Source organism: Neisseria sp. Dent CA1/247, from assembly GCF_022870825.1.
Lineage (GTDB): Bacteria > Pseudomonadota > Gammaproteobacteria > Burkholderiales > Neisseriaceae > Neisseria > Neisseria zoodegmatis.
In genome coordinates, this window is sequence record NZ_CP091522.1 from 1,823,001 (window position 1) to 1,836,959 (window position 13,959).

At 52.9% G+C, this 13,959-nt stretch carries 12 protein-coding genes; 8 read left to right on the forward strand and 4 right to left on the reverse strand.

What is annotated here, in order from left to right; translation table 11 throughout:
- Positions 1–63 precede the first annotated feature (63 nt).
- Complete coding sequence (gene amgK, locus LVJ85_RS08945; protein WP_085363598.1) at positions 64–1,068, reverse strand: N-acetylmuramate/N-acetylglucosamine kinase AmgK; 1,005 nt, start codon at positions 1,066–1,068, stop codon at positions 64–66.
- A gap of 70 nt (positions 1,069–1,138) precedes the next feature.
- On the opposite strand from amgK, the gene LVJ85_RS08950 reads away from it, so the two are divergent.
- The 4 genes from LVJ85_RS08950 to serB all read left to right on the forward strand — a co-directional run bounded on the left by LVJ85_RS08950 (position 1,139) and on the right by serB (position 6,731).
- A complete protein-coding gene (locus LVJ85_RS08950; protein WP_244739003.1) occupies positions 1,139–3,469 on the forward strand; it encodes an LPS-assembly protein LptD in 2,331 nt (776 codons plus the stop codon).
- On the forward strand, positions 3,466–4,425 hold the full coding sequence (locus LVJ85_RS08955; RefSeq protein ID WP_244739004.1) for a peptidylprolyl isomerase: 960 nt from the start codon (positions 3,466–3,468) through the stop codon (positions 4,423–4,425). Before LVJ85_RS08950 ends, LVJ85_RS08955 begins: the two co-directional genes overlap by 4 nt.
- Before the next feature lie 269 nt (positions 4,426–4,694).
- Complete coding sequence (gene gap / locus LVJ85_RS08960; protein ID WP_244739006.1) at positions 4,695–5,723, forward strand: type I glyceraldehyde-3-phosphate dehydrogenase; 1,029 nt, start codon at positions 4,695–4,697, stop codon at positions 5,721–5,723.
- 171 nt (positions 5,724–5,894) lie between these two features.
- The gene (gene serB / locus LVJ85_RS08965) at positions 5,895–6,731 is read left to right on the forward strand and encodes a phosphoserine phosphatase SerB (RefSeq protein WP_244743141.1); all 837 of its coding nucleotides are present in this window, start codon (positions 5,895–5,897) and stop codon (positions 6,729–6,731) included.
- Positions 6,732–6,802: 71 nt separating this feature from the next.
- On the opposite strand, the gene LVJ85_RS08970 is transcribed toward serB, so the two are convergent.
- On the reverse strand, positions 6,803–7,270 hold the full coding sequence (locus tag LVJ85_RS08970) for a universal stress protein (RefSeq protein ID WP_244743143.1): 468 nt from the start codon (positions 7,268–7,270) through the stop codon (positions 6,803–6,805).
- 138 nt (positions 7,271–7,408) lie between these two features.
- Between LVJ85_RS08970 and LVJ85_RS08975 the strand changes: the two genes are divergently transcribed.
- Together LVJ85_RS08975 and LVJ85_RS08980 are read left to right on the forward strand one after the other, a co-directional pair.
- Entirely contained in the window at positions 7,409–8,179 is a 771-nt protein-coding gene (locus tag LVJ85_RS08975; protein ID WP_244739012.1) for a ThiF family adenylyltransferase, read from the forward strand.
- 14 nt (positions 8,180–8,193) lie between these two features.
- On the forward strand, positions 8,194–9,093 hold the full coding sequence (locus LVJ85_RS08980) for a ScpA family protein (RefSeq protein WP_244743145.1): 900 nt from the start codon (positions 8,194–8,196) through the stop codon (positions 9,091–9,093).
- A 194-nt stretch (positions 9,094–9,287) separates the two neighbouring features.
- On the opposite strand, the gene fabG is transcribed toward LVJ85_RS08980, so the two are convergent.
- Both fabG and pncB read right to left on the reverse strand, forming a co-directional pair.
- A complete protein-coding gene (fabG, locus tag LVJ85_RS08985) occupies positions 9,288–10,034 on the reverse strand; it encodes a 3-oxoacyl-ACP reductase FabG (protein ID WP_244739015.1) in 747 nt (248 codons plus the stop codon).
- A 300-nt stretch (positions 10,035–10,334) separates the two neighbouring features.
- Positions 10,335–11,558, reverse strand: coding sequence for a nicotinate phosphoribosyltransferase (gene pncB, locus LVJ85_RS08990; protein ID WP_244739016.1), 1,224 nt, complete (start codon positions 11,556–11,558; stop codon positions 10,335–10,337).
- 370 nt (positions 11,559–11,928) lie between these two features.
- Between pncB and LVJ85_RS08995 the strand changes: the two genes are divergently transcribed.
- Together LVJ85_RS08995 and LVJ85_RS09000 are read left to right on the forward strand one after the other, a co-directional pair.
- Positions 11,929–12,282 (forward strand): hypothetical protein, encoded by a 354-nt coding sequence (locus tag LVJ85_RS08995; RefSeq protein WP_244739018.1) that lies wholly within the window; start codon positions 11,929–11,931, stop codon positions 12,280–12,282.
- Between the two features lie 4 nt (positions 12,283–12,286).
- Complete coding sequence (locus tag LVJ85_RS09000; RefSeq protein ID WP_244739020.1) at positions 12,287–13,852, forward strand: RNA-binding protein; 1,566 nt, start codon at positions 12,287–12,289, stop codon at positions 13,850–13,852.
- Positions 13,853–13,959 lie beyond the last annotated feature (107 nt).

The following is a 13,959-nucleotide window of genomic DNA, read 5'->3' on the forward strand; positions in this document are numbered from 1 at the left end:
GCCTCATCGATGCTTCGAGGCCGTCTGAATCATTTCTTAGCATAAACCTGCTGTGTTTACTTATTAAAAGGTATATCCGGTTTCCAGTTCATCATCGCCCACCAGCTCCACCAACAAAGCATACAGCGGCGCCAAATCATGATAACGGCGGGTGGCGCGGCGCAGGTAATTCAAAAAGCGCGGAATTTCGGGGCGGTATTTGTCTTTGCCGTCGCGGTAATAAAGCCGCGCGAAGATACCGGCTACTTTCAGATGGCGTTGAACGCCCATCCATTCAAACCAGCGATAAAATTCGTCGAAATTTTCAGGCACGGGCAAACCGGCCGCACGCGCTTTTTCCCAGTAGCGGATCACCAAATCCAGCACAAATTCTTCTTCCCATTCGATAAAGGCATCGCGCAGCAGCGACACCAAATCGTAAGAAATCGGGCCGTATAAAGCGTCTTGGAAATCCAGCACGCCGGGGCGGTCTTTTTGCAGCATCAGGTTGCGGACGATGAAATCGCGATGCACATACACTTGCGGCTGAGCCAGCAATGGCGGCAGTAAAACGTCCACGGTTTGCTGCCACAGCTGCTTTTGTTTGAAGTTCAAAGGCTTGCCCAGTTCTTTAGCCACAAACCATTCGGGGAACAGGTTAATTTCGCGCAGCATCACTTCGCGGTCATATTCGGGCAATACGCCGGCTTGACTGTTTTTCTGCAAAACAATCAGTTCGTCAATGGCTTCCAGCAGCAGCGCTTTATGGGCAATTTCGCTAGGCTCGTGCTGCATGGCGGTGAGAAACGTGGTATTGCCTAAGTCGTTCAGCACCATAAAACCTTGAGATTCGTCCACATGCTGAACTTGCGGCACGTTAACCATATCAAATAGTTTTTGCACTTTTAAATAAGGTGCAACGCTCATTTTATCGGGCGGGGCATCCATACAGACAACCGTTTGGCCGTCTGAAAACACGGCGCGGAAGTAGCGGCGGAAATCGGCATCGGCGGCGGCAAACTCAAGATTGAACGCCCGCTGGGGGTAAAGCGCCTCGAGCCAGTTTTTCAGTTCAGATTGTCGTTGCATAGTCGTTTTGTGTTTTTTCAGGTTACAATAGCCGCTATTCTAACTGGCAAAACCGATTTAAGGTGAGACTTTGGCTCGTTTATTTTCATTAAAACCGCTGGTGCTGGCACTGAGTGTCGGTTTCGGAGCAAGCGTTACGGCGCAGGCTGCCAATGATTTGTCACTCGGCAGCACTTGCCTGAATTGTTCGCCGGAAAAATTACAGAAATACGCAAAATCACATAGCAATCCCGATATCAAACGCAGCGGGGAAACGCCCCTGCCCTCCGATTACACCCGCATTACCGCCGACAAAGTGGAAGGCCAAACCAATGTCAAAGTGCGGGCCGAAGGCGATGTGATTATCGAGCGCAACGATCAAGTGTTGAACGCACAATGGGTGGACTACGACCAAACCAATGAAACGGTAACGGCCGGCGACCAATTCGTGCTTTACCAAAACGGCTCCACCGTCAGCGGCAGCAACCTCCAATACAACCTTTCAGACGGCACCGGTGTTTCCCACAACGCCCGCCTCGAAGCCGAGCAAGATGGCCGCCGTCTGCAAAGCGTGAGCGAAAAAGCCGAAATGCAGGGCAACGGCCGCTACAAGCTCATCAACACCCAATTCAACACCTGCTCGCCCGGCGATGCCAGCTGGTTTATCAAAGCCAAAAGCATAGAAGCCGATCAAAACACCGGTATCGGCGTGGCCAAAAACGCCTCTTTGGTATTCGGCGGCGTGCCCGTTCTCTATACACCGTGGGTTGATTTCCCGCTCAACGGCCACCGCAAAAGCGGCCTGCTCGTACCCAACCTAACCATCGGTTCAGACGGCCTCGAGTTTGATCTGCCCTACTATATGAACCTCGCCCCCAATTACGATGCCACGATTGCACCCGGCTTTATCGCCAGACGCGGCGTGCGCTTGGGCGGACAATTCCGCTATCTTGACGAAAAATTCGCCGGACAAGTGGAAGGTTCGTGGATGCCGGACGACAGAAAAAGCATTCACAACAACCGCTATCAGGCCAAACTCGACCACCGCCACCAATTTACCGACAACCTGCGCGGCGGCGTGGAATACCATCAAGTTTCCGACGACGACTATTACCGCGACTTCTACGGCCGTGAAGACATTGCCCGTAACGTCAACCTCAACCGTCAGATTTGGTTAAACTACGACCGCCGGCTTTGGGGCGGCAGCGCAAGCAGCTATTTCACCGCACAAAAATACCAAACCCTTGCCAATGCCGACGGCTTCAAAGACGAGCCATACAGCATCATGCCCCGCTTCTCGACGCAATGGGAAAAAAATGCCGCCAAAGCGCAGTTCAACGTATTCGGGCAATTCACCCGCTTTGCCCACGATACCAAACAAGCCGGCAACCGCGTCGTGCTCTACCCCAGCGTGAAATGGGATTTGCACAATTCATGGGGTTATGTGCGGCCGAAAATCGGTTTGCACAGCACTTATTATGATTTGGACAGCTTGGGCAATATTCCCTCACGCACCGTATCGCGTACTTTGCCCATCATTAATATCGACAGCGGCATCACTTTAGAACGCAATATCTCCTTATGGGGCGACCGCTACCTGCAAACCCTTGAGCCGCGCCTGTTTTACAACTATATCCCTTCCAGATCCCAAAATGATCTGCCGAACTTTGACACTACCGAAAACAGCTTCAACTATGCCCAGCTTTTCCGAGAAAACCTGTATTCAGGCAACGACCGCATCAACTCGGCCAACAGCGTTTCCACAGCCGTACAAACCCGGCTTCTCAACCCGGATAACGGCTCTGAAATCTTCCGCGCCGGTATCGGGCAAAAGTTTTATCTTAAAAACGATAATGTTCAGCCCGACGGCAGCATAGGCCGTTACACGCGCAACCGCTCAGACATCGTAGCCTTTGCCAACGGCAACATCAGCAACAACGTGCGCTTGGATTTGGATATCCATTACAGCCAAAACGAAAGCCGTGCCGAAAGCTATTCCGCCGGACTGCGCTACAACCCTGCTCCCGGCAAAACCTTAAGCGCCCGCTACAAATACGGACGCAACGAAAAAATCTATCTGCAAGACAACGGCAGCTATCATTACGACAAACTCAACCAAATAGATTTGGCCGCACAATGGCCGCTTACCCCCAATCTTTATGCCGTAGCACGCTACAACTACGAAATCAGAGCCAAAAAACCGCTTGAAATGCTGGCGGGATTAGAATACAAAAGCGGCTGCGGCTGCTGGAGTGCCAGCGTAGTCGGCCAACGCTACGTTACCGGCCTGCACAGCAAGAAAAACGCCGTATTCTTCAATTTGCAGCTTAAAGACTTAAGCAATATCGGCAACAACCCATTCGAGAAACTACGCTTGGCCATTCCCGGCTACAGCAAAACCAACGAGGTAGTCAAACCATGAATTTCAAAACCCTGATGCTTGCTGCCGCCACCGGCTTGGCCTTACACACCGCACAAGCCTCTGAGATCAAACAGGTCGACGGCATTGCCGCCGTTGCCGGCAACGAAGTCATCACCCACCGCGACGTACGCCAAGCCATGGCCGAAGCCCGCAGCTTTTTGGGTAAAAACAATGTTTCCGAAAACGAACTGCGCACACAGGTATTGCAGCAGCTCATCAATCAATCACTGATCGTCCAAGCGGGCAAACGCCGTAATATTACTGCCAGCGATGCCGAAATCGACAACGCACTGGCAGACATCGCCCAATCGCGCAAAACCACGGTTGAAGCCCTGTATACCCAAAGTGCCAAACGCGGCGTAAGCAAAGCCGCCATGCGCCGCAGCATTGCCGACAGCATCATCACGCAAAAAGTGCAGCAGCAAGCCGTGATGCAGCATACCCGCGTCAGCGATGCCGAAATCAACGCATTTATCCAAAGTGCCGCCCGACAAGGCATCAGCCTGCCGCAAGGCCGGCCTTTACGCCAATACCGCGCCCAACACATTTTGATTAAAGCCGACAATCCCAAAGCCGTTCAAGCCGCAGAAAGCAGCATCCGCAATATCCACAAACAAGCCCGCAGCGGCATGGACTTCGCAGGCTTGGCGCGCCAGTTTTCGCAAGACGGCAGTGCCAACAGCGGCGGCGACTTGGGCTGGTTTTCAGACGGCCAAATGGTGCCGGAATTTGAAAATGCCGTACATAACTTGACTCCCGGTCAGATCAGCCGCCCCGTGCGTACACAATTCGGCTGGCACATCATCAAACTGGTCGACGTGCGCGATGCCGGCACACCCGAAGAGCGGCAACGCGAAGCAGTACGCCAATACATTGCCCAACAAAAGGCCGAACAAGCCGCAACTAATCTGCTGAAAGAACTGCATCAAAGCGCGTATGTGGAAATCCGCCGCTAAGCCGTTCTAAAATACAAAAAGATAGCCATGCTTTTCCGGTGCCGGCTATCTTTTTTATATGCGCAACAAATACCCATGGAACCGCTTGCCGCCCCAAAACATTAATATTAAAACAAAACCTAAGCGCATATAATTTAGCCTTGACTACATCGCACTACAACACGGTATAATTCCGTCTTCACGCAGACCGTTACCGAAACCCGAAAAGTCCGCTTTCAGGCGGCCTGCATTCACACTCAACCACCAACCAAACCACAAAGGAAACCAACATGGGCATTAAGATTGCCATCAACGGTTATGGCCGTATCGGACGTCAGGTATTACGCGCAATCTACGATTACAAACTGGAAAAACAACTTGAAGTCGTGGCGGTTAACGCCAGCGGCAGCATAGAAACCAATGCCCACCTCACCAAATTCGATACCGTACACGGCCGCTTCGACGCAGATGTGTCTCATGATGAAAACCACTTGATCATCAACGGTAAAAAAATTCCTTTCTTCTCTACCCGCAACCCCGCCGAACTGCCGTGGGATCTTTTAGGCGTTGACTTGGTAATGGAATGTACCGGCGCATTCACCAGCAAAGCCGCAGCCAAAGTCCATTTGGAATCAGGTGCTAAAAAAGTGCTGATTTCAGCCCCCGGCGGCGAGGATGTGGACGCGACTATTGTATACGGCGTTAACCACAACGTATTAACCCCCGAAATGACCGTCGTATCCAACGCATCATGCACCACCAACTGCTTGGCTCCCGTTGCCAAAGCCCTGCACGAAGGCATCGGCATCAACAAAGGCTTGATGACCACCATCCACGCCCTCACCAACGACCAAACCGTTACCGACGTGCGCCACAAAGACTTGCGCCGCGCCCGCAGCGGCGTGGAAAACATGATTCCAACCAAAACCGGTGCCGCCAAAGCCGTAGGCTTGGTACTGCCCGAGCTGAAAGGCCGCTTGGACGGCTTGGCCATCCGCGTGCCGACAGTAAACGTTTCACTGGTCGATCTGAGCTTTGAAGCCGCCCGCGATACCACTGTGGAAGAAATCAACGGTATTCTGAAAGCCGCTTCGGAAAACGAAATGAAAGGGATTTTGAGCTACAACACCCTGCCCTTGGTTTCCATGGACTTCAACCACACCACCCAAGCCAGCAACTTCGACAGCACGCTGACCAAAGTAACCGCCGGCAATATGGTTAAAGTATTCTCTTGGTACGACAACGAATGGGGCTTCAGCTGTCAAATGCTGAATACCGCCCGTGCCATGTTCGGTTTGGAAGTCACACCGTTCAAATAATCCGAAACCCGGTTGCATGGTGAGGCCGTCTGAATATTTTGTTCAGACGGCCTCATCGTATTACACAAACCATTAATCCGACATCCGAAATTTCAGCCTCTATACTTTTCAGACGGCCTTCAGTAATTTCTTTTATAATCCGACATCTTTGACATGACTTCCCACTTCACCATGCAACGCGTACTCATTCTCCAGCATCCGTCTCTCAACCAATGCAACTTAAGCGTTTTAAACAGCCTTAACCTGCCCGCGGCAACACCATCCGGCCGTACCCTGCGCATTCCCGTGGCAGACGATTTCCAAGTCGGCGAAACGCTATCACGCACGCTGCAGGAGCAGTCTATCGATTATGCCGTATTGCCCGACATGGCGTTTTCCGACTTGGGTCTGATTGTGAGCGACATGGATTCGACACTGATTACCATCGAATGCGTGGACGAAATTGCCGCCGGGGTCGGCCTGAAAGAACAGGTTACCGAGATTACCGAGCAAGCCATGCGCGGCGAATTGGATTTCGAGCAATCCCTGCGCCGCCGCGTCGCCCTACTCGCCGGCTTGGATGCGCGGGTACTGCAAGAAGTGTACGACAAGGTTTTACAGCTTTCGCCCGGCGCGGAATATCTGCTCGATGAATGTAAAAAACACGGTGTGAAATTTTTACTGGTCTCCGGCGGCTTCACCTTTTTCACCGAACGGCTGCAACAGCGGCTCGGCTTTGAATACCAACACGCCAATGTTCTGGAGATTTCAGACGGCAAGCTCACCGGAAAACTCGTCGGCAAAATCGTCGACGCCCAAACCAAAGCCGACTTGCTGGCCGAATACCGCACCAAACTCGGCTTGCAGGCACATCAAGTATTGGCTATGGGCGACGGCGCCAACGATATCCCCATGCTGCTCGAATCCGGCGTCGGCATCGCCTACCGCGCCAAACCCAAAGCCCAAGCATATGCCGACGCCTGCATCCGCTTCGGCGGGCTGGAAGCCGTGCGCGGCTGGTTCCGTTAAAAGTCTGATGAATGAAATGATGATGCCGTCTGAAACTTTTCAGACGGCATCATCATTTCAAGCAACAGCTTTTATTCTTGTTCGCTCTCCGTGCTGCGGATTACCAGCAGCGGCAGATGGCTTTGACGCATCACGGTTTCGGCAAAGCTGCCCATCAGTAAGTGCATCAAACCGCTGCGGCCGTGCGTACCCAACACAATCAGGTCAGAACCTTGAGAATCGGCATAATCCACCAATTCCTGAGCCATTTCGCGCGCGCCTTTATTGGCCACCAGCAGATGTTTCACCACATCCGACACGCCCTGCTCTTTGGCACAGTTTTCGGCAAAATCCAATACCTCGTTACCTTGTGCGACCGCTGCCGCCTCATAACTCTCGTGTTGCAGAAACTCAGGAGCCAACGCCATGTATTCGGCGGGATTGGCCACATGCACCAAAGTCAAACGCGCATTGCCCGAACCCGCCAAAGCGACTGCATGTTTCAAGGCATTGAGAGATGTTGCGCTACCATCTACGGCCACCACTAAATTTTTATACATCATTCATTCTCCTTGGTTAACGGCACCTTACCGGCCCTTTGTGTGAAGTGTGAATCAAACCCAGCTTGAAGTATAATACCCCCACGCTGTTTTAGCAGCGTTTTTTTCGTTGAATTTGACTTACCACAAGGCCGAACGATGTCCGATTCCCTTTCTGCGCGCCGCTTCGGCGGCATTGCCCGCCTCTACGGCGACCAAGCCCTGCAACATTTCAGCCGGGCGCATGTATGCGTGGTCGGCGTCGGCGGCGTCGGCTCTTGGGCGGTAGAAGCCTTGGCACGCACCGGCATCGGCCGTCTGACCCTGATTGATTTGGACAACGTGGCCGAATCCAACGTCAACCGCCAGCTCCCCGCGCTGACCTCCGAATTCGGCAAAGCCAAAGTCAGCTCGCTGCACGAACGCATCCTGCAAATCAACCCCGACTGCCAAGTAACCGAAATCGAAGACTTCGTTACCGAAGAAAACCTCGACGAACTGTTCAGACGGCCTTTCGACTTCGTGATCGACGCCATCGACCAAGTGCGCGTCAAAGCGGCGATGGCGGCCTATTTCGTACAGCACAAACAGCCCTTTATCCTCAGCGGCGGCGCAGGCGGCCAGAAAAACCCCGCACTGATTCAGACGGCCGATTTAAGCCGCGTTACCCACGACCCGCTGCTCGCCAACCTGCGCTACACCCTGCGCAAACGCTACGGCTTTTCCCGCGACACCAAAGCCAAAATGAACGTACCCTGCGTGTTTTCCACCGAAAACATCACCCCGCCGCAATCAGGCGAAGCCTGCGCCGCCGATGCCGTCCCGCAAGGATTGTCCTGCGCAGGCTACGGCGCGAGCATGTTGGTAACCGCCTCATTCGGCCTGTATTGTGCGCAGGCTGCGATTGAAAAAATCGGCGGTAAAAAATGACTGTGGGTACCGATATGCAAAACAGGCCGTCTGAAAACGGCACAACGCACAACCCCAACGCCGTCGCGTGGATTTTCGGCCAGCCCGTTACCGACGTGCCGCAGGATTTGTTTATCCCGCCCGACGCGCTCAAGGTGGTGCTGCACAGCTTTCAAGGGCCGCTGGATTTGCTGCTTTACCTGATCCGCAAGCAGAATATCGACGTGCTGGATATTCCGATGATAAAAATCACCGAGCAATATCTGCACTACATCGCCCAAATGGAAGCCTATCAGTTTGATTTGGCAGCGGAATATTTGCTGATGGCGGCGGTGCTGATTGAAATCAAATCGCGCCTGCTGCTGCCGCAACCGGCCAGTGTCGAAGAAGGCGAAGAGGCCGACCCGCGTGCCGAACTGGTGCGCCGTCTGCTGGCTTACGAACAGATGAAGCTCGCCGCCGCCGGTTTGGACGCCCTGCCCCGCGCCGGACGCGATTTCGCATGGGCTTATCTGCCGCTGGAAATTGCCGTCGAAGCCAAACTGCCCGACGTGCACGTTGCCGATCTCACACAAGCATGGCTGAACATCCTTTCCCGCGCCAAGCACACCCGCAGCCATGCCGTCGTGCAGGAAGCGATTTCGGTGCGTGCGCAAATGAGCAGCATCTTGCGCCGTTTGAACGAACGCGGGCAATGCCGCTTTTCCGAGCTGTTCCATCCCGAACAAGGCATCGCTTATGTGGTGGTCAACTTTATCGCTTTGCTGGAATTGGCCAAAGAAGGCTTGGTGCGCATCATCCAGCCGGAAAATTTTGCCGAGATTGATATCCGCCTGAAAGACGATGGTGTTGAAGTTTCCGAGCAGCCCGCACAGGAAGAGCCGGAGGAAGCGGCGGCTGATTCTGCTGAAGAAGATACCGATTTGATTGGATAAAACATCTTTTTCAAGCATGTAAGCCACACACGCAATGAGGCCGTCTGAACATTTTCAGACGGCCTCGTCGGCATAAAGGCTGGCCTTTAGCTTTTTATACGGTTAATCCATTTACCGAGCCGCCGTACTGCATACCCGGGCTTGCCCCAAGCATGATGTATGCACTTGCCCTCAAGCGGATTAACCCTATGCCGTTAAGGCATCAACATACCGCCGTTCACATGCAGGGTTTGGCCGGTAATGTATTTGGCTTGATCGCTGGCCAAAAACAGCACGGCGTCGGCAATGTCTTGCGCTTCGCCAAACTTGCCCAACGACGTTTGCGCGGTAAACATTTTGCGGGTTTCTTCCGGCAGTGCGCGGGTCATGTCGGTGTCGATAAAGCCGGGGGCCACGCAGTTCACGGTAATGCCGCGGCTGCCGACTTCACGAGCCATCGATTTGGCAAAACCGATCAAGCCTGCTTTGGCGGCGGCGTAGTTGGTTTGACCGGCGTTGCCCATCGTGCCGACCACGGAAGTGATGTTGATAATGCGGCCGCCGCGCTGCTTCATCATGCCGCGCAATACGGCTTTGCTGGCGCGGAACACTGATTTCAGGTTCACCTGCATGATTTCGTCCCACTCTTCTTCTTTCATGCGCATCAGCAGGTTGTCGCGGGTGATGCCGGCGTTGTTGACAAGAATATCGAGCTTGCCGAATTCCTGTTCGATGTCGGCAACGAGGTTTTCGATGCCGTTTTCATCCGCCGCATTCAACGCGCGGCCTTTGCCGCCCCATTGTGCCAAGCGCTCGCCGATGGCTTGCGCGCCGCTTTCGCTGGTGGCGGTGCCGATAACGGTTGCGCCGGCTTGTGCCAATGTATCGGCAATCGCCGCGCCGATACCGCGTGATGCGCCGGTAACCAAAGCGATTTTGCCGCTCAAATCTTGTGAACTCATAAATATTTCCTTTTTGAATCTGTTGAAATGTTCAGACGGCCTTCAAGTGAAGCCTTTTTAATTTTGATAAAGTTGGTTAGTTTTCAATCAGCACACGCCTTATATCACAAATAAAGACCTTTGCAAAACCGCCCGGCACGGGCGTTACGGCCGGGTTACACACCTTCTGCTACGATGAATCCGACGTAAATAAGTTTGAAAACAGGCTTGTACAGGCATAAAAATAGAGTGAACCATCTAAATATTCAAGAGTAAGGCCGTCTGAAAAAATATTCAGACGGCCTCATCATGGTTAGACGGTTATGCCTTCTCAACCGGCTCGGGAATCTCAAACACCTGCCGCAGATACGCGAGGAAAGTGTTGTTGTCGGTCATGGTTTTGCCCGGGCTGTCGGAAAGTTTGGCGACGGATTGGCCGTTGCACTCCACCAGTTTCAACACGATATTCAGCGTCGTATGACCCAAATCGTTGGTGAGGTTGGTGCCGATACCGAAGCTGGTTTTGAAGCGGTCTTTGAAATACTGATGCAGCGCCCATGATTTTTCGATATCGAGGCCGTCTGAAAAAGTCAGCATTTTGGTGCGGCTGTCGATTTTGAGTTTTTTGTAGTGGGCATAGGCTTTGTCGCCCCAAACATAAGGATCGCCGCTGTCGTGGCGCAGGCCGTCAAACAGTTTGGCGAAATAAAGGTCGAAATCGCGCAGGAAAGCGTCCATGCCTACTACGTCGGTTAGGGCGATACCGAGGTCGCCGCGGTATTCTTTCACCCATGCTTCCAGCGCGGCTTTTTGGAAATCGCGCAGGCGCACATCCAGAGCTTGGAAAGCTTGCAGAAATTCGTGTGCCATCGTGCCGATGGGCGTGATGCCGAGTTTCTTGGCCAAATAAACGTTACTGGTGCCGCGAACCACATCGGGCGCAGCAGCCAACAAGGTGCGGACAACGTGCTCTTGCCAAGCCAAGTTATAGCGGCGGCGCGTGCCGAAGTCGGAAATCAGGAAAGGCGGATCGTAAGGTTTTTGAGCGGCGGCCAACTCTTTCAAACGCGCCGCTTTGGCTTGCAGACGGCACTCGCCTTCGGCCAGCACTTCGGGCGTTTCGAGGCGGCGGAAATACAGTTCGTTAACGATGGCGAGAATGTAAATCTCGAAGAACATCGCCTGTATCATCGGCCCTTCCACTTTAATGTGCAGGCGGCCTTCGTCGTCGGTGCTCACTTTGACAAAACGGCGTTTGAGCTGAAAAAGCTCCATGTAATCGACAAAATCGCTCTTGATGAAACGCAGCCCGCGCAGATAATCCAGCTCGTCTTGGGTGAGCTGCAAGCGGCACAAGTCGTCCAACTCACGCTCCAAATCGGCTTGGATTTCGGCAAGCGGGTAAACGGTTTGATCGTTGTTGCGGCAACGGAACTCATACACACCGTGCGCTTGGGGAAATTGATGGAGAATCACCTGCAACATGCTGAATTTATATAAATCAGTGTCGAGCAGCGATTGGATAATTGGAGCGTTCGGTTTCATGGTAATCGTCTCATCCCTTATCTGATTGGGCCGGATTGTCATTAAACCATGTTTGACAGGCTTTGTGGTTTTTTGTTTCAGACGGCCTCTTTCTATCCCGGCTTATTCATCTATCTATATTTCTAATTTACTAGAAATTAAACTATTCTTCTTTCATGTCGATATGATTGCCGATTTTCTCATAAAAATTTTATTTCATTTAAAATCAAAACACTAAAAATTTTTCACAAATAAAAATCAAACATGGCACGGCGTTTGCAATATACCCATCAAGCACCCGGCACAAATGCCGGAGGAATTACAGCCTAGTGAAGCTCGAGGTCGCGGGTTCGAGTCCCGTTTCTGCCGCCACGATGGCAGAGTAGCTCAGATGGATAGAGCGCGTAACATTTCTCCACCTCTTGTTGTGAAGGGTGCCCTTTATTCCAAAGGCCGTCTGAAAATCAGTTATCGCTACAACCACCATCTTTTCAGACGGCCTCAAGCCTTAAAAGCCAAACTAAAGAAAACCGTTTGGCAAGCGTTTGGGCGCGGCAAACGAATGCCGGAGAACTACTGTGAAAGTTATTTCTCATCGCCCAACCACTACTTTTTTCGGCGAATGCCGGCAGGATTACATTTTTCGGAGACTGCAAAAAAGCAGATATCTTGCCACCACCTAGCCGCCATCTATTTAAGCCATGCCTGCCGGTACACAGCGGCAGGCGCAATCAGAAAAGGATAATGAAATGGCCAACATCAGCCTGTTCCAATCCATTAAAAACCGTTTAACCGCCGCCGACACTTATAACGAAGCGGGCGGTTTGGCTTACAGCTTAACGCCCAAGCAACAGCTTGCCCAACTGGCCGCCACCGGCTGCTTGAACAACACGTTCTACGCTACGGCCGAAAGCCAGCTGGCCAAAGTCAGCGAGCTTGCCGAAAAATTAGACGCAGAATTCATCGCAAAAACCGCCGTATATGCGCGCCAAAAAGGCTATATGAAAGACATGCCCGCCCTGCTGCTGGCGATTCTGGCGCACAAAGACGTTTCCATGCTGGCACGGGTGTTCGACCGCGTTGCAGACAACGGCAAAATGCTGCGTAACTCCGTCCAAATCATCCGCAGCGGCACAACCGGCCGGCAATCGTTCGGTTCGCGCCCGAAAAAGCTGATTCAGCACTGGCTGCTTACCGCCAACGAAAAACAGCTGCTGAACGCCGCGATTGGCAACAACCCTTCTTTGGCCGACATTGTGAAAATGGTTCACCCCAAGCCCAAAGAAGCTTGGCGTGCCGCTTGGTTTGCGTGGTTGATCGGCAAACCTTTCAACGAAGCCGATTTGCCGCCGCTTACCCGCGCCTTTGAAATCTACAAACGCGAACGCAGCGGCCCGCTGCCCGACGTGCCGTTCCAAATGTTGACTTCCCTGAATCTCGACAACGGCGGCTGGGCGCAAATCGCCCGTAACGGCTCGTGGCAGCAAGTGCGCCAAAATCTGAACACTTTCCACCGCCACGGCGTGTTTGAAAAGCAGAAAAACGTGCACCATATCGCCAAGAAATTGCGTAACAAACAGGCCATCGCCAAAGCACGCGTATTGCCCTACCAGCTGCTGACCGCTTTTCAGACGGCCTCAAAAAACTTGCCGTCTGAAATCAGCAACGCCTTGCAGGACGCGATGGAAACCGCCGTCCAAAACGTGCCCAAGCTGGCAGGCAAAGTGGTTGTCTGCCCCGACGTATCCGGCTCCATGCACAGCCCCGTTACCGGCTACCGCCACTCGGCCACCAGCAAAACCCGTTGCGTGGACGTGGCCGCGCTGGTTTCCGCCGCTTTCCTGCGTACCAACCCGGAAGCGCGCGTTATCCCGTTTGAAACCATCGTAGTCGGCGTCGAGCTTAATCCGCGCGACAGCATCATGACCAACGCCGAAAAGCTCGCCCAAATAGGCGGTGGCGGCACATCATGCAGCGCGCCTTTGGCAAAACTCAACAAAGAGAAAGCGCATGTCGATCTGCTGATTATGGTTTCAGACAACGAAAGCTGGGCCGACCTCGGACGGACAAACGGCAAAACCGGCCTGATGAGAGAGTGGGAAATCTTGAAACGCCGCTGCCCCAAAGCCAAAATGGTATGCATTGACATCCAGCCCTACACCAGCGCGCAAACACCCAACCGCAACGATATCCTGAATATCGGCGGTTTCAGCGACAATGTGTTTAAGCTGATCGGCGATTTTGCCCACAACGGTTTAGAACAAGATTCGTGGGTGAAACAGATTGAGCAGATAGAATTGGCGCCGATTCAGTAAATGATGCGTGCTAACCTCTAAACTGTTCTTAAGCTGCTTAATACACAAGCAAAAAAGATTCAGGCCGTCTGAAAAGATTTTTCAGACGGCCTGATTCATATAGGATT

What these genes read in the sequence shown, in the direction of transcription:
- amgK (WP_085363598.1), bottom strand. Translation starts at nt 1,068, where the DNA reads ATGCAACGACAATCTGAACTGAAAAACTGGCTCGAGGCGCTTTACCCC.
- LVJ85_RS08955 (WP_244739004.1), top strand. Translation starts at nt 3,466, where the DNA reads ATGAATTTCAAAACCCTGATGCTTGCTGCCGCCACCGGCTTGGCCTTA.
- gap (WP_244739006.1), top strand. Translation starts at nt 4,695, where the DNA reads ATGGGCATTAAGATTGCCATCAACGGTTATGGCCGTATCGGACGTCAG.
- serB (WP_244743141.1), top strand. Translation starts at nt 5,895, where the DNA reads ATGCAACGCGTACTCATTCTCCAGCATCCGTCTCTCAACCAATGCAAC.
- LVJ85_RS08970 (WP_244743143.1), bottom strand. Translation starts at nt 7,270, where the DNA reads ATGTATAAAAATTTAGTGGTGGCCGTAGATGGTAGCGCAACATCTCTC.
- LVJ85_RS08975 (WP_244739012.1), top strand. Translation starts at nt 7,409, where the DNA reads ATGTCCGATTCCCTTTCTGCGCGCCGCTTCGGCGGCATTGCCCGCCTC.
- LVJ85_RS08980 (WP_244743145.1), top strand. Translation starts at nt 8,194, where the DNA reads ATGCAAAACAGGCCGTCTGAAAACGGCACAACGCACAACCCCAACGCC.
- fabG (WP_244739015.1), bottom strand. Translation starts at nt 10,034, where the DNA reads ATGAGTTCACAAGATTTGAGCGGCAAAATCGCTTTGGTTACCGGCGCA.
- pncB (WP_244739016.1), bottom strand. Translation starts at nt 11,558, where the DNA reads ATGAAACCGAACGCTCCAATTATCCAATCGCTGCTCGACACTGATTTA.
- LVJ85_RS08995 (WP_244739018.1), top strand. Translation starts at nt 11,929, where the DNA reads ATGGATAGAGCGCGTAACATTTCTCCACCTCTTGTTGTGAAGGGTGCC.
- LVJ85_RS09000 (WP_244739020.1), top strand. Translation starts at nt 12,287, where the DNA reads ATGGCCAACATCAGCCTGTTCCAATCCATTAAAAACCGTTTAACCGCC.